Below are 21,788 nucleotides of genomic sequence, written 5' to 3'. Positions count from 1 at the left end.
CTCCTTACAGGCTAAGATCCTCTTTTTTCAGCAGGCTGCTGTTTTTTATAAGACAAAAATGAGGTTAAGTTATCCATTTTTATTTTCATTTCTTCTTCTGTTGCTGAGTGATACAAAATGTCATGAAGGTGCTCTTCAAAATTGTTCACTTGAATTTTCGTTAAAATATCATCAAGTTCGCCGACCACTTTTTCAAACAAATGAATTTTTTCATATAAAAGCTTTAGAATATGCTCTTCCACCGTATGTTTTGTTGCCATGTTATAAATGTGCACGTCACGCTCCTGCCCGAGTCTGTGAATTCTTCCGATTCTTTGCTCAAGTCGCATCGGGTTCCATGGAAGATCATAGTTGATCATGTGATTGCAAAATTGCAGGTTAATTCCCTCACCGCCTGCTTCAGTTGCAATAAGGACTTGGATCTTTCCGCGGAAAAGATCCTTCATCCAGTCTTTTTTCCCACGTTTAAATCCGCCTCTAAACGGCACAGAACTGATGCCGTTTTGCTGAAGAAACCACTGCAAATAAATCTGGGTTGCACGGTATTCTGTAAAAATGATGACCTTATCGTCGATCTTTTTGATCAAATCAACGACTTGAAGCGCTTTAGAATTTTGTGTCACTTGATTAATGCGATCTATTAAAACTGAAATCGTATCCTCATCAATGGCAGGTGCTTGTTTCTCTTTTTGATCAAGCATCTTTTTCAGCGTCATATACACCGCTTCTCTGCTCGAGCAGCATTCTCTTTGCAAGGTCATAATCGAGAACATGCTGGCTGGTTTATTGATACTTTCCTTCAAACGAGAAATTTCATCATAAAGCGCCTGCTCTGATGGAGAAAATTCAATCGGCACTGTTTCAACATGGCGCTGTTTCCAATTCAGCCCGGTATCATGCCGCCTGTTACGGATCATGACTTTATTCACAAGATCTTTTAAATGTTCATGCGCTTCTAAACTGGATTTCTTCTTGGCGAACTCCTCCTGAAAGTGATTCTGACTGCCTAAATGGCCGGGTTTTAATAAGGACACCAAATTGAAAATCTCTTCGATACGGTTCTGGATTGGCGTCGCGGTAAGAAGCAGGCAATATTTTTTTACGAGATTCCGGACAAATTCATAGTTCTTCGTTTTGCTATTTTTCAGTTTGTGTGCCTCATCAATAATGACAAGATCATATGGGATTGACAGAACGATTTCGCGATGGGGCGAGCGCTTCGCGGTGTCTATTGATGAGACGACAATATCGCATTGCTCCCACACATAGCTTTTCTTTTGTTCAACAGCCGGAATCAAAAATTTTTCCTGAAGCTCTTTGACCCATTGTGACACAAGGGAAGCGGGCACAAGGATCAAAATTTTTTTTGCTAACCCGCGAATCATATATTCTTTTAGAATCAGTCCAGCTTCAACCGTTTTCCCGAGACCAACCTCGTCTGCTAAAATCGCTTTGCCGTTCATTTTTTCAACCACTTTTTGCGCCACCTCAAGCTGGTGGGGGAGCGGCGTAAAGGAAGGCAGATATAAAGGAGCCCGTAAACCTTCAAACTCTGGAATTGCTAATGTTTTCTGGATTTCTGCAGAGAGCTTGTACAGTTCCCAGTTTGCCCAAGGGCCATCGTTTTTCAGTCTTTCAGCAAATTCTTCAGGCCATTTTGCATCGTAGATCATTTCTGTATTCATTGCTTTGAAACCGCCTTTCTTATTCTTCGATTCTTAAGATGAATAATATTAGAAAAATCTGCCCAAATTGCTGTTGCCCAGCATATAGTGATGATGGTAGGATATGAGTATGTATTTGATGTAAGATATTGCTATAGTATGTCCATAACAGCATGAAAATATGAGCGAATGACAGCAAGGGGAGAGACCTGACCGAAAACCTCGGGATACAGGCGCCGAAGGAGCAAACTGCGGAGTGAATCTCTCAGGCAAAAGAACTCTTGCTCGACGCAACTCTGGAGAGTGTTTGTGCGGATGCGCAAACCACCAAAGGGGACGTCTTTGCGTATGCAAAGTAAACTTTCAGGTGCCAGGACAGAGAACCTTCATTTTACATGAGGTGTTTCTCTGTCCTTTTTTGTATGTTTTTTAGCTGCGCCGTTGATAAAGGGGAGGAATTAGATGCTGAAAAGAACGCCGTTATTTGACCTGTATAAGGAATATGGAGGAAAAACGATTGATTTCGGAGGCTGGGAGCTTCCTGTTCAATTTTCTTCTATAAAAAAAGAACACGAGGCTGTCCGAACTGCAGCCGGTTTGTTTGATGTATCTCATATGGGAGAAGTCGAAGTGTCAGGGAACGACAGTCTGTCTTTTTTGCAAAGATTGATGACAAATGATGTTTCCGCGTTAACGCCAGGCCGTGCTCAATATACAGCGATGTGTTACCCGGATGGCGGAACCGTCGATGATTTGCTTATCTATCAAAAAGGGGAGAACCGCTATCTGCTTGTCATTAATGCTTCTAATATAGATAAAGACTTGGCTTGGATGAAAGAACATGCAGCAGGTGATGTGCAGATTGACAATCAGTCAGATCAAATCGCGCTCTTGGCTGTACAGGGACCGAAAGCAGAAGCGGTCGTAAAAAATCTGACAGATGCAGATGTGTCTGCATTAAAGCCGTTTGCGTTTATTGATGAAGCCGATATCAGCGGCCGCAAAGCACTTATTTCACGCACTGGCTATACGGGAGAAGACGGGTATGAAATTTACTGCCGCAGTGATGATGCTATGCATATTTGGAAAAAAATCATCGATGCAGGGGATGCATACGGATTGATTCCATGCGGTCTCGGTGCACGTGATACACTCCGGTTTGAAGCGAAGCTCCCGCTCTACGGTCAGGAGCTGACCCGGGATATTACACCGATTGAAGCAGGTATAGGCTTTGCTGTAAAGCACAAAAAAGAGTCTGACTTTTTCGGTAAGTCAGTATTGAGTGAACAAAAAGAAAACGGAGCGAAGCGCAAACTTGTCGGTCTCGAAATGATTGAAAAAGGGATACCGCGGCACGGATATGAGGTTTTCCAAAATGGCAGGTCTGTCGGAAAGGTGACAACCGGCACGCAGTCACCGACATTAGGAAAAAACGTCGGCCTTGCCTTAATTGATTCGGAAACAAGTGAGATCGGGACTGTTGTAGATGTAGAGATTCGCAAAAAATTAGTGAAAGCAAAGGTTGTCAAAACACCATTTTATAAACGCTAATATTTTTTCTTGGAGAGAGGAGACAACACATGAAGCACCGTTATTTGCCCGCAACAGAAAAGGATAAACAGGAGATGCTTGCTACTATCGGCGTAAGCAGCATCGATGATTTATTTGCTGATATACCGGAAAACGTCAAATATAAAAAAGAGTATCAAATCAAAAAAGCGAAATCAGAAACAGAATTAACAAGAGAACTGACAAAGCTGGCCTCTAAAAATTGTGATACCGTACAATACGCTTCTTTCTTAGGAGCGGGTGTATATGACCACTATCAGCCTGTCATTGTGGATCATGTCATTTCGCGCTCTGAGTTTTATACCGCGTATACGCCTTATCAGCCAGAGATTTCACAAGGAGAGCTCCAGGCTATTTTTGAATTCCAAACGATGATCTGTGAACTGACAGGCATGGATATCGCAAACTCCTCGATGTATGACGGCGGAACAGCCTTGGCGGAAGCAGCAATGCTTGCTTCAGGCCACACGAAAAAGAAAAAAATCGTTGTGTCAAAAACCGTGCATCCTGAATCGCGAGAGGTGCTGAAAACGTACGCAAAAGGTCAGTATATTGATGTTGTTGAAGTACCCGCTGCGGATGGCGTTACGGATCTTGATGCATTGCGCCAAACCGTTTGCGAGAACACAGCCGCAGTGATCGTTCAGTACCCGAATTTTTTCGGCCGGATCGAGCCGTTAAAGGATATTGAGCCTATCGCCCATCAAGGGAAATCCATGTTTATTGTTTCAGCTAACCCGCTTGCGCTAGGTCTTCTCACTCCGCCGGGCAAGTTTCAATGTGACATCGTCGTCGGTGATGCGCAGCCTTTCGGCATTCCTTCAGCATACGGCGGCCCGCATTGCGGCTTTTTTGCTGTTACTAAAAAATTAATGAGAAAGGTGCCGGGCCGTCTCGTGGGACAAACGGAAGACGAAAACGGAAAAAGAGGCTTTGTGCTTACCCTGCAAGCCAGGGAGCAGCATATCCGTCGGGATAAAGCAACATCAAATATATGCTCGAACCAAGCTTTAAATGCGCTGGCAGCATCAGTGGCCATGACTGCTCTCGGAAAAAACGGCGTAAAAGATATAGCCCGCCAAAATCTCTTAAAAGCCAACTATGCAAAGCAAGAAGCAAAAAAAGCAGGTCTTACCGTTATATTTGACGGGCCGATGTTTAATGAATTTGTCATCAAACTGGATGAGCCGGTGAGAGCTGTGAACAAGCGTTTGCTGGCAAAAGGCATGATTGGCGGATATGATCTTGGGTTGACGTATCCGGAGCTGGACTGCCATATGCTGATTGCTGTAACGGAGCTGAGAACAAAAGAAGAAATTGACGCACTCATTCAGGAATTGGGGGATCGCCATGAGTAATCAGGACCAGGCACTTATTTTTGAACTTTCAAGAGAAGGCCGAATCGGCTATAGTCTGCCGGAGCTCGATGTACCGGAAATCGAATTGGGGGACCTCTTGTCAGACACCTATATTCGTGACGAAGACGCAGCGCTGCCGGAGGTTTCAGAGCTGGACATCATGCGCCATTATACAGCGCTGTCCAAACGCAATCACGGGGTGGATTCCGGTTTTTATCCTCTCGGTTCTTGCACGATGAAATATAATCCGAAAATCAATGAAAAAATCGCACGTATACCTGGTTTTGCTGCGATTCATCCCCTTCAGGATGAAGACACGGTGCAAGGCGCATTAGAGCTTTTATATGATTTAAGCAAGCACCTTGAAGAAATAACGGGAATGGATGAGGTTACGCTTCAGCCTGCTGCCGGAGCGCACGGCGAATGGACGGGGCTGATGATGATCCGTGCCTATCATGAAGCTCGCGGGGATTTCAAGCGGACGAAGGTCATTGTCCCTGATTCCGCGCATGGGACGAATCCTGCATCAGCAACAGTAGCAGGCTTTGAAACCGTTACGGTGAAATCGAATGAAAAAGGGCTTGTTGATTTAGAGGATTTAAAAAGAGCAGTGAATGAAGAAACTGCAGCTCTTATGCTGACGAATCCGAACACGCTCGGCTTGTTTGAGGAGCAGATTACAGAGATGGCGGAAATTGTACACCAAGCGGGGGGGAAACTGTATTATGACGGCGCTAATTTAAATGCCGTTTTAAGCAAGGCGAGACCTGGAGATATGGGATTTGACGTGGTGCACCTCAACCTGCATAAAACATTCACAGGCCCTCATGGCGGCGGAGGCCCCGGCTCAGGCCCTGTCGGCGTAAAAAAAGATCTGATTCCTTATTTGCCAAAGCCAGTTTTAGTCAAAAAAGAAGGGCGCTTTACGTTTGATTATGACCGCCCTCATGCGATTGGCCGAGTGAAGCCGTATTACGGCAACTTTGGCATTAATGTGCGAGCGTATACGTATATTCGCTCCATGGGGCCTGACGGATTAAAGGCTGTTACTGAGAACGCAGTGTTAAACGCCAATTATATGATGAGAAAGCTCGCGCCTTATTACGATCTTCCGTTTGACCGCCATTGCAAGCATGAATTTGTATTATCAGGGAAGCGGCAGAAAAAGCTGGGAGTGCGTACGCTTGATATTGCAAAACGGCTCCTTGATTTCGGCTATCATCCGCCGACAATTTATTTCCCGCTTAATGTTGAAGAATGCATCATGATCGAGCCGACGGAGACCGAATCAAAGGAAACACTGGACGCGTTTATTGATGCTATGATTCAAATCGCAAAAGAAGCGGAGGAGAATCCGGAGCTTGTTCAGGAGGCCCCGCATACAACGATTGTAAAAAGAATGGATGAAACAAAAGCGGCGAGACACCCGGTGCTCAGATACGAGGCGGAAGAAAGATAAATAAAAACAGCTGTCTACCAGACAGCTGTTTGCTTTATTTCTTCGCTTTAATCTTTCCGCCCCATTTTTTAAAGCCGCCTTTTAAATTGTAAATCTCAGTGCAGCCGTTTTTGCGCAGGGTTTGTGCCGCGCGTCCGCTGCGGACACTGTTTTGGCAGTACAGGTAAACAGGCTTGTCCGTACGGATCTCATTTTTTCTCTGTTTCAGCTGGGAAAGCGGGATGTTGCGGGCGCCTAAAATATGTCCGCCCTCAAACTCATTTGGCTCACGAACATCAATAAGCTGCGCTTTGCGGTAACCCGCGCGGAATTCTTCTTCGGTAAGTGTTTTCATAATTCGCTGCTGATAGACATATGAAGCAATCATATAGATGATAAATGCAGCAAAAATAATCAAAACGATCATATTAGACAATGTGATTCTACTCCTTTAGCATATAAAATCAAAACCCTGCTTCATAAAACAAGGTCATAGATCCGTTTTCGACAAATACTATTATAGTAAAGCACAGCGTGATTGTCATCTATAATGGAACTAAAATATTTTTCATTTTCCCGACAGTTTGATAAACTGATTCTATTAAAACGGTAAGGAAGGTCTTAAAATGCAAAAAGAAACTTGGCGGTTTATAGACTCAGGCAATGCAAGTCCCGCATTCAATATGGCGCTTGATGAAGCGCTTTTATATTGGCACAGCGAAAAGAAAATCCCCCCGGTTATCCGTTTTTACGGCTGGAATCCGGCGACACTTTCTGTAGGGTATTTTCAAAATATTAAAAAGGAAATCAATTTTGAAGCAGTACATAAATATAATCTCGGATTCGTCAGACGCCCGACCGGCGGGAGAGGTGTGCTGCACGATCAGGAACTGACATACAGCGTAATTGTTTCGGAAGAGCACCCCGAGATGCCGGCAACTGTTACTGAGGCTTACCGGGTTATTTCAGAAGGCATACTTCAAGGCTTTAGAAATCTCGGTCTGGACGCTTACTTTGCCATCCCGAGAACTGAAAAAGAAAAAGAAAGCTTAAAAAATCCGCGGTCATCTGTTTGTTTTGACGCGCCTTCATGGTATGAGCTAGTGGTTGAGGGGCGCAAGGTGGCGGGAAGCGCGCAAACGAGACAAAAAGGCGTGATTCTTCAGCATGGCTCCATTCTGCTTGATTTGGATGAGGATAAGCTGTTCGATCTGTTCTTATATCCGAGTGAAAGAGTAAGAGAACGGATGCAGCGCAATTTCAAAAATAAAGCGGTTGCCATTAATGAACTCACTGAAAAGCGGGTGACGATGGATGAGGCTCGTCAAGCCTTTAAAGAAGGATTTGAAACAGGTCTTAACATTCATTTGGAGCCATATGAACTTTCTCAGGAAGAGCTTGATTTTGTTCATCACTTGGCTGAAACAAAGTACGCTTCAGATGAATGGAATTATAAGCGGTAAACAGGGCTTTTGACCCGCGGAGCATCCTTGTTTTTTCAAGTTCATTAGTGTAAACTTGTAATGGTTTATAAAGTTAAGGTGCTTTTTGGGAGGGTTTCGATGACAACACCAAGTATGGAAGATTATATTGAACAGATTTATATGCTGATTGAAGAAAAAGGATATGCACGAGTTTCCGATATCGCGGAAGCATTGGCAGTCCATCCCTCCTCTGTAACAAAAATGGTTCAAAAACTAGATAAAGACGAATATTTAATTTATGAAAAATATCGCGGTCTCGTGTTAACGTCTAAAGGGAAAAAAATAGGCAAACGGCTGGTATACAGACATGAATTGCTTGAGCAGTTTTTAAGAATCATTGGTGTTGATGAAGAGAAAATATATAACGATGTCGAAGGAATCGAACATCATTTAAGCTGGAACAGTATTGATCGCATCGGGGATCTTGTTCAATATTTTGAAGAAGATGATGCCCGTAAAAAAGATCTGAAATCAATCCAAAAGAAAACAGAACATCATAATCAGTAAAAAGGCGGTCTCGAAGGAGGCCGTCTTTTTTGATACGCTGACGCCACCCGTCATTCGTTGGTCTATTTCTTCGCGTGTTTTCTTAAAATGGTAATAAACGATCGGATGGAGGGGGAGGGAATGAGATGTATATTGACGGTGTTTTTTCCGGCGGAGGAGTAAAAGGCATTGCGCTCGCAGGCGCTTATGAAGTGCTTGAGGAAAAAGGCTTCCGCTTTAAAAGAGTTGCGGGTACAAGCGCCGGCGCCATTATTGCCGCTTTCATTGCGTCAGGTTACACCAGTAAGGAAATCCACGCTTTAATTGAAGAAGTGGACGGAGAGAAATTGCTGGACCAGAGGTACTCATTTCTCCCCTTAAAGATGCTCCAGTGGGTGTCCATCTACTGGCGTCTTGGCTTATACAAAGGCGATACGATAGAAAAATGGATTGCTGATCTGTTAAGAGCGAAAGGCATAAGGGTTTTCGGCGATTTGCAGAAAGGGTCTCTGCGCCTTATTGCTTCTGATTTGACAAACGGCACCATGATTGTTTTGCCGGACGATTTGGCCCGTTACGGGTTAAATCCTGATATGTTCCCGGTTGCCAGAGCGGTCAGAATGAGCTGCAGCATCCCGTATTTCTTTGAACCGATAAAATTAAAAACGGACACAGGCACCGCCACGGTTGTCGACGGAGGCGTGTTAAGCAATTTTCCAATCTGGCTGTTTTCAAAGGAAAGAAAGCGCCCTGTGATCGGTGTCACACTTGCGCCGCGTGAAAGAGAGCGTCCGAAAAAAAATATCCGCAACGCTTTTGAACTGTTCGGCGCCCTGTTTGAAACGATGAAGGATGCTCATGACGCAAGGCACATTGCGTCACGCTATGAACAAAATATCATTTTTCTCCCTGTCGATGACGTAATGGCCACTGATTTTCATTTAACACAACAAAAAAAACTAGCCCTGATTGAGCTAGGTAAAAGACGGACAGAGCTGTTTTTAAAGCAGTGGACCTATTAAAAAAGCGCTCTGTTTTTCTTTTTATTTTTTTTCCCTTCTATAACAGTCAGCTGAGTCTGGCTTTTTTTCTTGAGAATCATCGGTTTAGGCTTGCTGGCGCTCGGAACGCTTCGCAGGTGGCTGACACGTCCCTTATGTCCGGCGCGGTGTTTTGCTTTTTGTTCTTTCATCCGGCGCCGCGATTGTTTCGCCGCTTTTTTGAAGGCTGCTCCTTCGCTGCCCGCATTTCGATTCATTACATATTTCACAATAAAATAAATAATGATACCTGCCACGATGACGGTTACCGCCATTTTTGCCATTTCTCCGGGATTGGTTACCAGCACATAGAGGAAACCGAACGCTCCCAGCGCAATTAATACAGCAATAATAGGTTGTACACGATGATTCATAACTGTCCACCTCCGAAAGTAATAGCAGGGCAACGGATTTTAGATGACGTTGTGAGAAGGCTTCTGATTTTGCTCAGACAATGCTTCGAGTCTGAGAAGTTCGTTAAAGCTTTCGATGGCAACTTCAACCTGGTCATCCTTAGGTTCCTTTGTGGTTAACAGCTGAAGCCAAAGTCCCGGGTACCCAAGTAATTTCAGACCGGGAATGTCACGCACTTTGTTTGTCAGCTGCAGAACTTCAAAGGATAGACCAAGCACGACCGGTATCAGTGCGACACGATCTATAACACGCAGCCAAAGCGGATCTGTCGGAACGAGTAAATAAACAAACATGCCGACAATAATCGTAAATAAAATAAAGCTTGATCCGCAGCGGTAATGAAGCCGAGATTGGTTTTGGACATTCTCCACAGTAATTGGCAAATTCTGTTCATAACAGTTTATGACTTTATGTTCGGCTCCATGATATTGAAACACTCTTTTAATAAGCGGTGTCATGGACAAAAAATAGATGTAACCGAGCAGCAAAATCAACTTAAACAGGCTTTCAACCGCGATTTGCGCCGTGTCCGAGGAAAAAATCGGCCTTGTCAGTTCCGCTAAGAAAACTGGAACCAATGTAAATACGAATTTACTGAACAAAAATGATAGGACGCCTATAACTGCGAGGCTGAGATACATAGACAGCCCGGAGGATTTTTTTTCTTCCTGCTCAAGTGTCTCGTCTTCAGATGGATCGAGCCCGTAACGTTCGCTTGAAAAATTCAAATGCTTTGTGCCGTTTGCACTCGCTTCGATAATGGCCGCGATCCCCCGTAAAAACGGTATCTTTTTCACGATGTTCAGTTTCGGGTTGTGTTTGCGTGGAAGCTTAAAAAAGTCAATGCTTCCATCCGTTCTTCTGATGGCTGTAACGTAATGATGCTTTCCGCCAAACATAACGCCTTCCACAACAGCCTGCCCGCCGTAAGCGGGCGGAACTTTATGTTTTGACATATTATCAACCTGCCTATTTCTTTAGGATTGCTAACCATTTCCTTTCACTCTATTGTACAGGAAACAGCGCTAAACCTCTAGATTGACAGGCTGAAAAAATTGCCATAGCCTTGCTTTTTCTACATGCATTATACCCTTTATTTTCAAATTTTACTCGCAGCTGTCAAAAAGTGTGAGCTTTTTTATTGACATTTCATTTTTTGGGCACACTTTAACTGGAGGTGCCATGATGACAAGCGAAAAAGATACAGAACAAAATGAAGAATTGAATGAGAAGCAAAAGCCGCCTGTTTCAATGGCCGGCAGAGTGGCGGCAACAGGTTTTTGCGGGGGCGTACTTTGGAGTTTCGTTGCTTATATCGCATATTTGTTTCATTTTTCCGAAATCAGCCCGAATATGATATTGCAGCCGTTTGTGCTCGGAGAGTGGAAAAAACATGGGCTGGGAACGGTAATCAGCATCATTTTGATTGGAGTAATTTCAATTGGCGCAGCGTTTCTTTATTTTCTTCTATTGAAACGTTTAAAAACAATGTGGCCGGGTATTTTATACGGCTTGGTGCTTTGGCTGCTCGTGTTTTTTGTTTTTAATCCGATTTTTCCAGATGTGCGCACGGTGACCGAACTGACATCAGATACAATTATTACGACCATTTGCATTTATTTGCTTTACGGGCTGTTTGTCGGGTATTCCATTTCATTTGAATACAATGAGCTGAATTCGGAAAAGCTTGCACGTGCGCTGGGAATGCATAGAGAATAGTGTATAATCCTTTTCCAGTATGATAAAATGTTCACGAGAAGTGAACATTTTTTACATGAGAAACCCTCGCGAAAAGGAGAGATTATGTGCCTCATTTTTTGATTTTAAACGGACCGAATGTTAACCGGCTTGGGAGTCGTGAGCCTGAAGTATTCGGCCGCCAGACACTGACCGATATTGAAACAGATCTTTTTCAGTTTGCTGAAGCCTTACATATCCAGCTCACTTTCTTCCAGTCTAATCACGAAGGTGATTTGATAGATGCGATACATGAGGCTGAGGAGCAATACAGCGGGATTGTTCTGAACCCCGGCGCCCTGAGTCATTACAGTTATGCGATCAGGGATGCTGTTTCAAGCATCAGTCTTCCTGTGGTAGAGGTGCATTTATCAAACTTATACGCCAGGGAAGAATTCAGGCATCAGTCGGTTATCGCTCCTGTTGCGAAAGGGCAGATTGTCGGTCTTGGAGCTGAAGGCTACAAGCTTGCTGTTCGCTACTTATTAAGCCAGCAAGGGGGAGAATCAAGATGAAGCTAGAGAAATTAAGAAACCTGTTTGGACAGCTGGGAATTGACGGCATGCTGGTTACAAGCAGCACGAATGTACGCTATATGACAGGGTTTACAGGTTCGGCGGGTTTGGCTGTTATATCGGGTGACAAAGCAGCGTTTATTACGGATTTTCGTTATACTGAGCAGGCGAAGGTTCAGGTAAAGGGTTTTGAGATCATTGAACATGGCGGCAGCTTGATTCAGACCACTGCCGACACTGTTGAATCGTTTGGCATCAAGCGTCTCGGCTTTGAACAGAACAGCATGACATATGGCACTTACGCTTCATACAGCGCCGTTATCAGTGATGCCGAATTAGTGCCTGTGGCTGAATCCGTGGAAAAGTTGCGCTTGATTAAGTCTAGTGAAGAGATTAAGATATTAGAGGAAGCTGCGAAGATTGCAGATGATGCCTTCAGACATATCTTGACGTTTATGAAACCCGGCATTTCTGAAATCGCTGTTGCCAATGAGCTGGAGTTTTATATGAGAAGCCAGGGAGCAGACAGCTCTTCTTTTGATATGATTGTCGCCTCAGGCCTTCGTTCGAGCCTTCCGCACGGTGTGGCCAGTGACAAACTGATTGAAAGCGGAGACCTTGTTACGCTTGATTTTGGCGCTTATTATAAAGGATATTGTTCTGATATTACCCGGACGGTCGCTGTAGGTCAGCCCAGTGATCAATTGAAGGAGATCTATCAGGTTGTATTTGATGCTCAGGCGCTTGGCGTCGCACATATTAAGCCGGGAATGACAGGAAAAGAGGCTGACGCCCTCACAAGGGATCATATTGCTGCAAAAGGCTACGGTGACTATTTCGGCCATTCAACCGGGCACGGGCTCGGCATGGAAGTTCATGAATCGCCGGGATTATCCGTCAGATCTTCAGCTATCCTTGAACCGGGTATGGTGGTCACAGTGGAGCCGGGCATTTACATACCAGAAACAGGCGGTGTCCGCATTGAAGATGACATCGTGATTACAGAAAACGGCAACCGGACAATCACCCATTCCCCAAAAGAACTTATTATTTTGTGATTGGAATATAGGAGGACATTAAACATGATTTCAGTTAACGATTTCCGTACAGGATTAACAATTGAAGTAGATGGCGGCATTTGGCGCGTCGTTGACTTCCAGCACGTAAAACCTGGAAAAGGTGCGGCATTTGTCCGCTCTAAACTCCGCAACCTTCGCACTGGCGCGATTCAGGAAAAAACATTCCGCGCTGGTGAAAAAGTAGCGAAAGCGCAAATCGAAACCAAAACAATGCAATATCTATATGCAAACGGAGATCAGCACGTATTTATGGATACTTCTTCTTATGAGCAGCTTGAACTGAGCGCAACTCAAATCGAAGAAGAATTAAAATACCTGCTAGAAAACATGTCTGTGCATATCATGATGTACCAGGATGAAACACTTGGTATCGAACTTCCAAACACAGTTGAGCTGAAAGTTGTTGAAACTGAACCTGGTATTAAAGGTGATACAGCGTCAGGCGGTACAAAACCTGCGAAAACTGAAACCGGGCTTGTTGTAAACGTGCCGTTCTTTGTGAATGAAGGCGACACACTTGTTGTCAATACATCAGACGGTTCTTACGTTTCAAGAGCATAGAAAGAAAAAAAGAAGTCTGTTCCCAAATGGGAGCAGGCTTTTTTTGTGCCCAAAAACAGAATCTTTCTTTTATACGAAAATGACAAGACTACTTCAGCAAGCTAGAGCATATCATATAAAAAAATGGGAGGTTGGGAGAGTGCTATGAAATTTTTACTTGGAAATATCAATTCTACTGTTTTAACAATGGCGGGATTACGAGTTTTATCCTCTATGATTGAGCTGACGGCAGCAATTGTCATGCTTGTGACCAACGATGTCCGGAAGGCGGTTGTGGTTAACAGCATTCTCGCTATTGTCGGTCCGTTGATTTTTATCATTACGATGACTGTCGGAATCTACCAAATTGCCGGGCAGCTTTCGTATGCAAAGCTGATTCTGATTTTTACGGGTGTTGTCTTGATTTTGGCGGGTGTTCATAAATAAAGAGAGGCTTGTCATAAAGTCTGCCTCACATCATACATTTTAAAGAAGCCAATCGGTAGAAAGGAGGAGGCTCTGTTGAATGAAATCGCTGAGGTTCTCCCTGAATCCATGAAAAACGCCCTTTCTGAAATACCGGAACAACAATGGCTGGAAATCGAAGAAGTCAGAATTCGGATCAACCGCCCTGTTGAATTGATTCGAAGAGGACAACCTGTGTATTTGTCCTATGCGGGCACGGCCGAGGATGCCCATCTGATCCTGAGCCGGCTCAGCAACTATAGTATGTATACACTTGAAGAAGAGCTGAAGAAAGGGTATGTCACGATCAGAGGCGGCCACAGAGTCGGACTGGCGGGCAGAGTGATTACGGAAAACGGAGGTGTGAAAGGCCTCCGTGACATCGCATCTTTTAATATACGAATTGCCCGGCAAAAGCTGGGGATTGCGGAGCCGCTGCTTCCATACTTATATCAAAGCAGCTGGCTGAATACGCTGATTATCGGACCGCCCCAAACCGGCAAAACAACACTTCTCCGGGACCTTGCGAGGCTCTCAAGCACCGGCAAAAAACCCATGCTGCCCGTAAAGACAGGAATCGTCGATGAACGGTCAGAAATTGCCGGATGTCTTCGCGGTATTCCGCAGCATCAATTTGGTCAGAGAATTGACGTGTTAGACGCCTGTCCAAAAGCTGAAGGGCTGATGATGATGATTCGATCCATGAGCCCTGAGGTGATGATTGTCGATGAAATCGGGCGTATGGAAGATACAGATGCACTTCTGGAGGCACTGCATGCCGGTGTTTCAGTAATCGTATCGGCGCATGGCTGGAGCATATCCGACCTGATGAAGCGGCCTTCATTGAAGCGTTTGTGGGAAGAAAGAGCCTTTGACCGCTATTTGGAATTATCAAGAGCAAAAGGGCCGGGCACAGTGAGCCAAATTTATGACAAAGACGGAAATGTGCTGTCTAGGACGACGGGCGTGAAAACATGCTGAAGCTGCTGGGCGCTGTATTCATTGTGGTAGCGACAACATGGACAGGTTTTGAGATGGCGAAGATTTATACAGAACGGCCGCGGCAAATCCGCCAGCTGCGTGCGGCGCTTCAATCCCTCGAGGCTGAAATCATGTACGGCCATACACCGCTTCATACTGCTTCACAGCAGATTGCCAAACAGCTCGCACAGCCTGTTTCAGCTCTTTTTTCCGCATTCAGTGATCAGCTGGACAAGGGAAGTGATTCCGCGAAAACGGCGTGGGAGCAAAGCTTAAAGAAGGTATGGGATACCCTGTCTTTGAAAAAAAGCGAATACGAAGTGCTGAAGCAGTTTGGCGAGACGCTCGGGATTCATGATCGAATCTCTCAGCAAAAGCACATCAAGCTGGCGCTGACACATTTGGAAGCCTCTGAAGCGGATGCTGAGCAGGCGCAAGCGAAAAATGAAAAGATGATAAAAAGTTTGGGCTTTTTAGCGGGCTTGTTACTCATTCTTCTATTGATGTAAACGTGAGGGGAGCAAAAATAAAATGGGAGTAGACGTGAATGTCATATTTCAAATTGCCGGAGTGGGAATCGTGGTCGCTTTTTTACACACGATATTGGATCAGATGGGCAAGAAAGAATACGCTCAGTGGGTGACGCTGTTAGGTTTTATCTATATTTTATTTATGGTCGCCACGATTGTAGATGACCTATTTAAAAAGATAAAAGCTGTGTTTTTATTCCAAGGATAGGGGGGCTTGCAGATTGACATTGTTCAAATTGTAGGTTTAGGGCTGATCGCCACCTTCCTTTCTTTAATTGTAAAAGAACAAAAGCCGACTTTTGCGTTTTTAATCGTCGTTTTTGCCGGATGTGCCATTTTTCTTTATTTGGTAGACCAAATCTACGACATTATTCGAATGATAGAAAAAATTGCGATTAATGCAAATGTCAACATGGTCTATGTTGAAACCATTTTAAAGATTATCGGAATCGCCTATATTGCTGAATTCGGGGCACAGCTCACAAAAGATGCCGGTCAAGGAGCCATCGCCTCGAAAATAGAATTGGCGGGGAAAATTTTAATACTCGTAATGGCTGTGCCTATTTTAACCGTCATTATCGAAACGATTCTCGGACTTATACCTTCTATGTCATAACCGAAAGGAGGCGGTAGATTGAAGCGCTCTCAATGGGTTTTGCTTTTGGCCGTGCTGATCATAGCAGGCCGTGCAGAAATTGTACAAGCAGCTGGTAATGCAGACCAAACGGAAGACCATGCTGAAACAGCCGAGCAATTAGCGGAAAGGACAGCAGCCTCGCTTGAAACAGATAAGATCGGGGAATTTTGGAATGACATTATGACAGAATACGGCGGACTGCTGCCGGAAAGCCAAAAAGGCAGCTTAATGGAGTTTATCAATGGCGATAAATCATTCTCACCGCAAGAATGGCTGAAAGCTCTCTTTTCTTATTTGTTTCATGAAGTGCTTGCCAACGGAAAGCTGCTGGGCACATTGATTTTGCTCACGATTTTTTGCGTCATTCTGCAGCTTTTGCAAAATGCTTTTCAGCAAAGCACCGTCAGTAAGGTCGCTTACTCAATTGTGTACATGGTGCTGATTATCCTTGCGCTTAATAGCTTTCATGTGGCAATTAACTATGCAACTGAGGCGATTCAGACGATGACCAGCTTTATCCTGGCGCTCATTCCGCTCCTCTTGGCGCTTTTGGCTTCCTCAGGCGGAGCTGTATCTGCTGCCTTCTTTCATCCTGTTATCCTCTTCCTGATGAACACGAGCGGTCTCTTGATTCAGAATATCGTCATGCCGCTGATTTTTTTATCAGCGATTCTGAGCATTGTCAGCACTATGACTGAACAATACAAAGTAACGCAGCTGGCCAACCTGCTCAGAAATATCGCCATCGGAGCACTGGCTGTTTTTCTTACCATCTTTCTCGGCGTCATCTCTGTTCAGGGAGCCTCAGCTGCAGTGACAGACGGCATTACGCTCAGGACGGCTAAATTTATAACCGGAAATTTTATTCCTGTGCTTGGCCGAATGTTTACAGACGCAACAGATACAGTAATCAGCGCCTCTTTACTGCTGAAAAATACGGTAGGGATTCTCGGTGTCGCTATTTTGATCTGTATCGCGGCATTTCCGGCAATCAAAGTGCTTTCCCTCGCTTTTATTTATAAGCTGGCAGCCGCGATTCTTCAGCCGCTAGGAGGCGGGCCCGTCATCACCTGCCTCGACGTCATCAGCAAAAGCGTCATTTATATTTTTGCAGCTCTGGCCATTGTGTCTCTCATGTTTTTTTTAAGCCTTACTGTCATAATCACAGCCGGAAACCTCACGATGATGATGAAATGAAGGAGGCAGGCGAATGAGTTTTTTAACGGAATGGCTTACCACCATCGTGTTGTTTATCCTATTTGCAATTGTGATTGATATGCTGCTGCCGAGCTCCAGCATGCAAAAGTACGCAAAAATGGTAGTCAGCCTGCTCTTGATTGTCGTCATGCTTACGCCGATTTTTAAACTTTTCAAGACAGACCCCGAAGTCATCTTTGAATACCTCACAAAAAACGGGCAGTCAGAGTCTGCCGACATAAAAAATCAAATCAATTCAAAAAAAATAGAAATACAAGCTTCCCAGCGCGCATATATTCTAGAAGAAATGGCTGTCCAACTAAAAAAGAAAGCGGAGGAGAGATTCAGTCATGATGAATATAAAGTAGGCCGCATCAAACTCACGGCAGGAGAAAAGGTAGATTCAGAAGAGGATATTAAAACAATCAGCGTGTATATGGCCCCGTCTTCTGAAAAAACGGTCCAAACGGTCGCGCCGGTCCACATTGATACAGATCATGCATACGTAACAAAAGAAGCAGCCGAACAAAAAGAAGCCAAACAGATACAAACGCAGCTCGCGGACATTTGGGAAATCGGAAGTGAGAAAATTACGGTTCATATGGAAGGCGGGGAGAGTGTCGGCAATGAATAAAAACGGATTATGGAATGTATTGAAAAAGCAGTTTCTTCCGGGACAAACGAAGGACGGCGAAAAGCCGAAGCTGACCAAATATCATTACTTTCTATTCGTTTTTGTTCTCGGAGTTTCCTTTATGCTTGTCAGCCAGCTGTTTTCTTCACCTGAGAAAACTGAAAACGCCAAAACGATAACGGCCGTATCATCACAACATTCCGCAGACAGCAAAGAGAAAACAGCTGAAGTGTTTAAAGCCTCAAAATCTGATAAACCTAAAGACTCGATCGATGACTATGAAAAAGAATACGAAAATCAGCTGAAAGAAATCCTTGAAACAATCATTGGTGTGGACGATGTCTCGGTTGTCGTGAATGTAGATGCAACGTCGCTGAAAGTATACGAAAAAAACAAATCAAACAAAAATACAACCACTGAAGAAACTGACAAAGAAGGCGGGAAAAGAAGCGTTACAGACCAATCATCGGAGGAAGAAATCGTCATGATCAAAAACGGCGATAAAGAAACACCTGTCGTCGTCCAAACGAAAAAACCTGATATACGCGGTGTACTCGTTGTTGCTCAAGGAGTGGACAACGTTCAAATAAAACAAACCATTATCGAAGCGGTGACACGGGTCCTGGATGTTCCAAGCCACCGGGTTGCGGTTGCCCCTAAAAAAATAAAGGAGGATTCATAAATGCTTAAAAAACAAACCGTTTGGCTATTAACAATGCTCAGTCTTGTCGTGGTGTTAAGCGTCTACTATATCATGTCGCCGGAAAGCAAAAACGCCGTGCAGATGCAAAGTGAAAAAAGTGCGTCTGACAGCGGAGAGGTCGCAACTGAAAAAGCGCCTGCCAAGCAAGACACGAAGGAAAAAAGCGGTACAGAAACTGAAAAAGGAAAAGAAGATGGAACAAAGGGAACGAAAGATTCATCAGCAGACAAGGAAACATCCGCTGAAGCCAGTGAAAAAGGAACTGTTGTTACGGAAACAGCCGATGATGATCTGTTTACAACGTACCGTCTTGATTTAGAAGATGCCAGAAGCAAAGAAAGAGAAGAGCTGAATGCCATTGTGTCAAGCGATGATGCAACAGCCAAGGAGAAAAGCGAAGCATACGATAAAATGACGGCTCTCAGTGAAGTGGAAGGAACAGAAAAACAGCTTGAAACGCTGATTAAAACACAAGGTTACGAGGATGCGCTTGTTAATGCTGAAGGAGATAAAATCAATATTACAGTCAAATCAGACAAACACTCCAAATCGAAGGCGACAGCCATTATAGACCTTGTGGCAAAAGAAATCAAAACAATGAAAGATGTCGCTGTCACATTTGAACCATCCAAGTAAGAAAGAGGAAAAAGAAGCCCGCTAAACAAGCGGGCTTTTTGCGTTGCTGTCATATTAGAGTTGAATTCAAAAGTCCGCTCCTGTAAGATGAACATAGTATGTACTTTTAGTAGTAACCTATAAAAAAGAAATTTCATACATAGGAGTGCGATTGAATGTTAAATATCAAAGAAATCCACGAGCTGATTAAAGCAATTGACGAGTCTACAATTGACGAATTCGTATATGAAAATGAAGGTGTATCCTTAAAACTGAAAAAACACGAAGCAGGCACGGTTCAAGTCATGCAGCAGGCACCGGCAGCACCTGTACAAGCACAGGCTCCGCAGGCAGTTCAGCCGCAAGCGCAGCAAGCAGCGGCACCTGCCCAAGAAGCACCAAAGCAAGATGAGAATCTGCATAAAATCACTTCACCAATGGTAGGAACATTTTATGCTTCTTCATCACCGGAAGCTGGCCCGTATGTAACAGCCGGTTCAAAAGTAAATGAAAACACAGTTGTCTGCATTGTAGAAGCAATGAAGCTTTTCAACGAAATCGAAGCAGAAGTGAAAGGCGAAATCGTTGAAGTATTAGTAGAAAACGGCCAGCTGGTCGAATACGGACAACCTCTATTTCTTGTAAAAGCGGAGTAAGGAGACTGAACATGATTAAAAAGCTATTGATCGCCAACAGAGGAGAAATTGCTGTCAGAATCATCAGAGCCTGCAGAGAGCTCGGAATTGAGACTGTCGCTGTTTATTCAGAAGCTGATAAAGATGCCCTTCATGTTCAAATGGCCGATGAAGCTTTTTGTATCGGACCGAAAGCATCAAAAGACAGCTATTTAAACGTTACAAATATTGTGAGTGTTGCAAAGCTGACTGGCACGGACGCCATTCATCCGGGATACGGATTTTTAGCTGAAAATGCTGATTTCGCTGAATTATGTGAAGAAGTGAATGTCACGTTTGTCGGCCCGAGCGCTGACGCCATTTCAAAAATGGGAACAAAAGACGTTGCGCGGGAAACGATGAAACAGGCCGGCGTGCCAATCGTACCGGGTTCACAGGGAATTATAGAAAATGTGGAAGAAGCGGTTTCGCTTGCTAATGAAATTGGGTATCCTGTAATTATAAAAGCCACCGCAGGCGGAGGCGGAAAAGGAATTAGGGTTGCCCGCACTGAAGAGGAACTGATTAATGGCATTAAGATTACACAGCAGGAAGCGGCAACTGCATTCGGAAATCCAGGTGTATACATCGAAAAATACATAGAAGATTTTCGCCACGTTGAGATCCAAGTGCTTGCTGATAACTACGGAAATACGATCCATTTGGGCGAACGCGACTGCTCGATCCAAAGACGCCTGCAAAAGCTTTTGGAAGAATCACCATCTCCTGCCCTTGATTCAGAAATCAGGGAGCAGATGGGAGATGCAGCGGTAAAGGCTGCAAAAGCGGTTGGCTATACAGGTGCTGGAACAGTTGAATTTATCTATGACTACAATGAACAGCGCTATTACTTCATGGAAATGAACACGAGAATTCAGGTAGAGCACCCAGTCACAGAAATGGTGACGGGAACTGACCTGATCAAGGAACAAATCAAAGTGGCATCAGGAATGGAACTGAGCCTCAAGCAAGAAGATGTTGAATTTGAAGGCTGGGCCATCGAATGCCGAATCAACGCAGAAAACCCAAGTAAAAATTTCATGCCGTCACCTGGTGAAATTAAAATGTACCTGCCTCCTGGCGGTCTTGGTGTCCGTGTCGATTCAGCTGCGTACCCTGGCTATTCCATCCCACCGTACTATGACAGCATGATTGCAAAGGTCATCACATACGGGAAAACGAGGGATGAAGCGATTGCCCGCATGAAGCGCGCATTGAGCGAATTCGTCATCGAAGGCATTGAGACAACAATCCCTTTCCATTTAAAACTGCTTGAACACGAAACATTTGTGAGCGGAGAGTTTAATACGAAATTTTTAGAAACATATGATGTAATGGGCTCATAATTTTTACGGAGGTGAATTGAATGAAAGACAACAGCTTGCTTAAAATGGATCACGAAGATACGCATTTGGGTAAGGTTGAGATTGCACCGGAGGTCATTGAGGTCATTGCCGGCATTGCAGCATCAGAAGTTGATGGGGTTGCCGAAATGCGCGGAAACTTTGCGACAGGCGTCGTTGAGCGCTTTGGCAAAGTGAATCATGGCAAAGGTGTCAAAGTCGACCTGGCGGATGACGGAATTACGATCGATGTATACTGTGTCGTTACATTTGGCGTTTCGATTCCGAAAGTTGCAGCATCCGTTCAGGAAAACATTCGTCAAACCTTATTAAATATGACGTCTCTTTCGATTAACGAGATCAATATTCACATCGTCGGCATTCAATTTGACACAAAAGCCCAAGAAGTCCAAATCGACGAAGAAATGTAAATGGCTTAACACGAAACCAAGGGGAGGGCGGCCCTTTGGTTTTTTTACACGTTACCCTTTATTTCAAAGCATGAAGAAAGCCGGCTTACATAGCCGAGTTTCTTCATGAATGTGAAATCCGAATAATCATATTAAGGTGTGTGAAAATATTCGGTAATAGGGTAAAAAAACCTTGATTTCAATATGCGGATACGAAAAAAATATGTTATGATCTCTTTGTGGCTTAACGACAAGCGGATAAAGAGGATCAAAGG

The 21,788-nt window shown here is 44.2% G+C and carries 26 protein-coding genes and 1 riboswitch; of the genes, 22 read left to right on the top strand and 4 right to left on the bottom strand.

Annotated elements, in window-relative coordinates; all coding sequences use genetic code 11:
- Positions 1-11: 11 nt before the first annotated feature.
- Positions 12-1,685 (bottom strand): DEAD/DEAH box helicase, encoded by a 1,674-nt coding sequence (locus KXZ66_RS12935; RefSeq protein ID WP_038829735.1) that lies wholly within the window; start codon positions 1,683-1,685, stop codon positions 12-14.
- Between the two features lie 168 nt (positions 1,686-1,853).
- Positions 1,854-1,955, top strand: a riboswitch (glycine riboswitch).
- Positions 1,956-2,126: 171 nt separating this feature from the next.
- On the opposite strand from KXZ66_RS12935, the gene gcvT reads away from it, so the two are divergent.
- The 3 genes from gcvT to gcvPB are packed head-to-tail and all read left to right on the top strand — an operon-like array spanning position 2,127 to position 6,050.
- Positions 2,127-3,215 (top strand): glycine cleavage system aminomethyltransferase GcvT, encoded by a 1,089-nt coding sequence (gene gcvT, locus KXZ66_RS12930; RefSeq protein ID WP_021480013.1) that lies wholly within the window; start codon positions 2,127-2,129, stop codon positions 3,213-3,215.
- 29 nt (positions 3,216-3,244) lie between these two features.
- Positions 3,245-4,591: an aminomethyl-transferring glycine dehydrogenase subunit GcvPA gene (gcvPA, locus tag KXZ66_RS12925; RefSeq protein ID WP_021480012.1), complete on the top strand. Its 1,347-nt coding sequence runs from the start codon at positions 3,245-3,247 to the stop codon at positions 4,589-4,591.
- Positions 4,584-6,050: an aminomethyl-transferring glycine dehydrogenase subunit GcvPB gene (gcvPB, locus tag KXZ66_RS12920; protein ID WP_021480011.1), complete on the top strand. Its 1,467-nt coding sequence runs from the start codon at positions 4,584-4,586 to the stop codon at positions 6,048-6,050. The genes gcvPA and gcvPB overlap by 8 nt, the downstream gene beginning before the upstream one ends.
- A gap of 34 nt (positions 6,051-6,084) precedes the next feature.
- Here gcvPB and KXZ66_RS12915 read toward each other — a convergent pair whose 3' ends face one another.
- The gene (locus tag KXZ66_RS12915; RefSeq protein ID WP_004398485.1) at positions 6,085-6,465 is read right to left on the bottom strand and encodes a rhodanese-like domain-containing protein; all 381 of its coding nucleotides are present in this window, start codon (positions 6,463-6,465) and stop codon (positions 6,085-6,087) included.
- 190 nt (positions 6,466-6,655) lie between these two features.
- On the opposite strand from KXZ66_RS12915, the gene lipM reads away from it, so the two are divergent.
- From lipM to KXZ66_RS12900, 3 genes are all read left to right on the top strand, one after another.
- Positions 6,656-7,492, top strand: a complete 837-nt coding sequence (gene lipM / locus KXZ66_RS12910; protein ID WP_047182867.1) for an octanoyltransferase LipM — start codon at positions 6,656-6,658, stop codon at positions 7,490-7,492.
- A 99-nt stretch (positions 7,493-7,591) separates the two neighbouring features.
- Entirely contained in the window at positions 7,592-8,020 is a 429-nt protein-coding gene (mntR, locus tag KXZ66_RS12905; RefSeq protein WP_003236923.1) for a transcriptional regulator MntR, read from the top strand.
- 125 nt (positions 8,021-8,145) lie between these two features.
- A complete protein-coding gene (locus KXZ66_RS12900; RefSeq protein ID WP_003230220.1) occupies positions 8,146-9,021 on the top strand; it encodes a patatin-like phospholipase family protein in 876 nt (291 codons plus the stop codon).
- Here KXZ66_RS12900 and KXZ66_RS12895 read toward each other — a convergent pair.
- Entirely contained in the window at positions 9,018-9,413 is a 396-nt protein-coding gene (locus tag KXZ66_RS12895; protein WP_003226367.1) for an SA1362 family protein, read from the bottom strand. The genes KXZ66_RS12900 and KXZ66_RS12895 overlap by 4 nt on opposite strands.
- 39 nt (positions 9,414-9,452) lie before the next feature.
- Positions 9,453-10,409, bottom strand: a complete 957-nt coding sequence (locus tag KXZ66_RS12890) for a DUF1385 domain-containing protein (protein ID WP_032726146.1) — start codon at positions 10,407-10,409, stop codon at positions 9,453-9,455.
- A gap of 226 nt (positions 10,410-10,635) precedes the next feature.
- On the opposite strand from KXZ66_RS12890, the gene KXZ66_RS12885 reads away from it, so the two are divergent.
- The 16 genes from KXZ66_RS12885 to yqhY all read left to right on the top strand — a co-directional run bounded on the left by KXZ66_RS12885 (position 10,636) and on the right by yqhY (position 21,534).
- On the top strand, positions 10,636-11,172 hold the full coding sequence (locus KXZ66_RS12885) for a YqhR family membrane protein (protein ID WP_003230222.1): 537 nt from the start codon (positions 10,636-10,638) through the stop codon (positions 11,170-11,172).
- Between the two features lie 86 nt (positions 11,173-11,258).
- Entirely contained in the window at positions 11,259-11,705 is a 447-nt protein-coding gene (aroQ, locus tag KXZ66_RS12880) for a type II 3-dehydroquinate dehydratase (protein WP_003230223.1), read from the top strand.
- Positions 11,702-12,763: an aminopeptidase PapA gene (gene papA / locus KXZ66_RS12875; protein WP_014480240.1), complete on the top strand. Its 1,062-nt coding sequence runs from the start codon at positions 11,702-11,704 to the stop codon at positions 12,761-12,763. The genes aroQ and papA overlap by 4 nt, the downstream gene beginning before the upstream one ends.
- 24 nt (positions 12,764-12,787) lie before the next feature.
- Entirely contained in the window at positions 12,788-13,345 is a 558-nt protein-coding gene (gene efp / locus KXZ66_RS12870; RefSeq protein ID WP_003226377.1) for an elongation factor P, read from the top strand.
- A 144-nt stretch (positions 13,346-13,489) separates the two neighbouring features.
- The gene (locus KXZ66_RS12865) at positions 13,490-13,771 is read left to right on the top strand and encodes a YqhV family protein (RefSeq protein WP_004398639.1); all 282 of its coding nucleotides are present in this window, start codon (positions 13,490-13,492) and stop codon (positions 13,769-13,771) included.
- Positions 13,772-13,846: 75 nt separating this feature from the next.
- Positions 13,847-14,770 (top strand): stage III sporulation protein AA, encoded by a 924-nt coding sequence (gene spoIIIAA / locus KXZ66_RS12860; protein WP_015714242.1) that lies wholly within the window; start codon positions 13,847-13,849, stop codon positions 14,768-14,770.
- A complete protein-coding gene (spoIIIAB, locus tag KXZ66_RS12855) occupies positions 14,764-15,279 on the top strand; it encodes a stage III sporulation protein SpoIIIAB (RefSeq protein WP_014477309.1) in 516 nt (171 codons plus the stop codon). The genes spoIIIAA and spoIIIAB overlap by 7 nt, the downstream gene beginning before the upstream one ends.
- Positions 15,280-15,301: 22 nt before the next feature.
- Positions 15,302-15,508 (top strand): stage III sporulation protein AC, encoded by a 207-nt coding sequence (gene spoIIIAC / locus KXZ66_RS12850; protein WP_003153142.1) that lies wholly within the window; start codon positions 15,302-15,304, stop codon positions 15,506-15,508.
- Positions 15,509-15,514: 6 nt separating this feature from the next.
- On the top strand, positions 15,515-15,916 hold the full coding sequence (spoIIIAD, locus tag KXZ66_RS12845) for a stage III sporulation protein AD (RefSeq protein ID WP_003230228.1): 402 nt from the start codon (positions 15,515-15,517) through the stop codon (positions 15,914-15,916).
- 18 nt (positions 15,917-15,934) lie between these two features.
- Positions 15,935-17,134, top strand: a complete 1,200-nt coding sequence (spoIIIAE, locus tag KXZ66_RS12840; RefSeq protein ID WP_151870176.1) for a stage III sporulation protein AE — start codon at positions 15,935-15,937, stop codon at positions 17,132-17,134.
- A gap of 13 nt (positions 17,135-17,147) precedes the next feature.
- Positions 17,148-17,768, top strand: a complete 621-nt coding sequence (gene spoIIIAF, locus KXZ66_RS12835; RefSeq protein WP_003230233.1) for a stage III sporulation protein AF — start codon at positions 17,148-17,150, stop codon at positions 17,766-17,768.
- Positions 17,761-18,450: a stage III sporulation protein AG gene (gene spoIIIAG, locus KXZ66_RS12830; RefSeq protein ID WP_003230248.1), complete on the top strand. Its 690-nt coding sequence runs from the start codon at positions 17,761-17,763 to the stop codon at positions 18,448-18,450. The genes spoIIIAF and spoIIIAG overlap by 8 nt, the downstream gene beginning before the upstream one ends.
- The gene (gene spoIIIAH, locus KXZ66_RS12825) at positions 18,451-19,107 is read left to right on the top strand and encodes a stage III sporulation ratchet engulfment protein SpoIIIAH (RefSeq protein ID WP_003230250.1); all 657 of its coding nucleotides are present in this window, start codon (positions 18,451-18,453) and stop codon (positions 19,105-19,107) included.
- Positions 19,108-19,262: 155 nt separating this feature from the next.
- Positions 19,263-19,742: an acetyl-CoA carboxylase biotin carboxyl carrier protein gene (gene accB / locus KXZ66_RS12820; RefSeq protein WP_003230252.1), complete on the top strand. Its 480-nt coding sequence runs from the start codon at positions 19,263-19,265 to the stop codon at positions 19,740-19,742.
- Between the two features lie 11 nt (positions 19,743-19,753).
- Positions 19,754-21,106 (top strand): acetyl-CoA carboxylase biotin carboxylase subunit, encoded by a 1,353-nt coding sequence (gene accC, locus KXZ66_RS12815; RefSeq protein WP_003230253.1) that lies wholly within the window; start codon positions 19,754-19,756, stop codon positions 21,104-21,106.
- Between the two features lie 20 nt (positions 21,107-21,126).
- Positions 21,127-21,534: a fatty acid biosynthesis protein YqhY gene (gene yqhY, locus KXZ66_RS12810; RefSeq protein WP_003230254.1), complete on the top strand. Its 408-nt coding sequence runs from the start codon at positions 21,127-21,129 to the stop codon at positions 21,532-21,534.
- Positions 21,535-21,788: the final 254 nt, after the last annotated feature.

The sequence above is a fragment of the Bacillus sp. LJBS17 genome (assembly GCF_019334685.1).
GTDB lineage: Bacteria > Bacillota > Bacilli > Bacillales > Bacillaceae > Bacillus > Bacillus subtilis.
Note: the sequence above shows the minus strand (reverse complement) of the source record. Positions and strands in the feature narration are given on the sequence as shown.

Bases quoted from the DNA above. Each gene is read 5' to 3' on its own strand.
- yqhY (WP_003230254.1), top strand. From the start codon at position 21,127: ATGAAAGACAACAGCTTGCTTAAAATGGATCACGAAGATACGCATTTG.
- KXZ66_RS12865 (WP_004398639.1), top strand. From the start codon at position 13,490: ATGAAATTTTTACTTGGAAATATCAATTCTACTGTTTTAACAATGGCG.
- spoIIIAF (WP_003230233.1), top strand. From the start codon at position 17,148: ATGAGTTTTTTAACGGAATGGCTTACCACCATCGTGTTGTTTATCCTA.
- spoIIIAH (WP_003230250.1), top strand. From the start codon at position 18,451: ATGCTTAAAAAACAAACCGTTTGGCTATTAACAATGCTCAGTCTTGTC.
- lipM (WP_047182867.1), top strand. From the start codon at position 6,656: ATGCAAAAAGAAACTTGGCGGTTTATAGACTCAGGCAATGCAAGTCCC.
- mntR (WP_003236923.1), top strand. From the start codon at position 7,592: ATGACAACACCAAGTATGGAAGATTATATTGAACAGATTTATATGCTG.
- efp (WP_003226377.1), top strand. From the start codon at position 12,788: ATGATTTCAGTTAACGATTTCCGTACAGGATTAACAATTGAAGTAGAT.
- gcvPA (WP_021480012.1), top strand. From the start codon at position 3,245: ATGAAGCACCGTTATTTGCCCGCAACAGAAAAGGATAAACAGGAGATG.
- KXZ66_RS12935 (WP_038829735.1), bottom strand. From the start codon at position 1,685: ATGAATACAGAAATGATCTACGATGCAAAATGGCCTGAAGAATTTGCT.
- KXZ66_RS12895 (WP_003226367.1), bottom strand. From the start codon at position 9,413: ATGAATCATCGTGTACAACCTATTATTGCTGTATTAATTGCGCTGGGA.
- spoIIIAB (WP_014477309.1), top strand. From the start codon at position 14,764: ATGCTGAAGCTGCTGGGCGCTGTATTCATTGTGGTAGCGACAACATGG.
- spoIIIAG (WP_003230248.1), top strand. From the start codon at position 17,761: ATGAATAAAAACGGATTATGGAATGTATTGAAAAAGCAGTTTCTTCCG.
- accC (WP_003230253.1), top strand. From the start codon at position 19,754: ATGATTAAAAAGCTATTGATCGCCAACAGAGGAGAAATTGCTGTCAGA.
- KXZ66_RS12900 (WP_003230220.1), top strand. From the start codon at position 8,146: ATGTATATTGACGGTGTTTTTTCCGGCGGAGGAGTAAAAGGCATTGCG.
- KXZ66_RS12885 (WP_003230222.1), top strand. From the start codon at position 10,636: ATGATGACAAGCGAAAAAGATACAGAACAAAATGAAGAATTGAATGAG.
- spoIIIAC (WP_003153142.1), top strand. From the start codon at position 15,302: ATGGGAGTAGACGTGAATGTCATATTTCAAATTGCCGGAGTGGGAATC.
- papA (WP_014480240.1), top strand. From the start codon at position 11,702: ATGAAGCTAGAGAAATTAAGAAACCTGTTTGGACAGCTGGGAATTGAC.
- accB (WP_003230252.1), top strand. From the start codon at position 19,263: ATGTTAAATATCAAAGAAATCCACGAGCTGATTAAAGCAATTGACGAG.
- KXZ66_RS12890 (WP_032726146.1), bottom strand. From the start codon at position 10,409: ATGTCAAAACATAAAGTTCCGCCCGCTTACGGCGGGCAGGCTGTTGTG.
- gcvT (WP_021480013.1), top strand. From the start codon at position 2,127: ATGCTGAAAAGAACGCCGTTATTTGACCTGTATAAGGAATATGGAGGA.
- gcvPB (WP_021480011.1), top strand. From the start codon at position 4,584: ATGAGTAATCAGGACCAGGCACTTATTTTTGAACTTTCAAGAGAAGGC.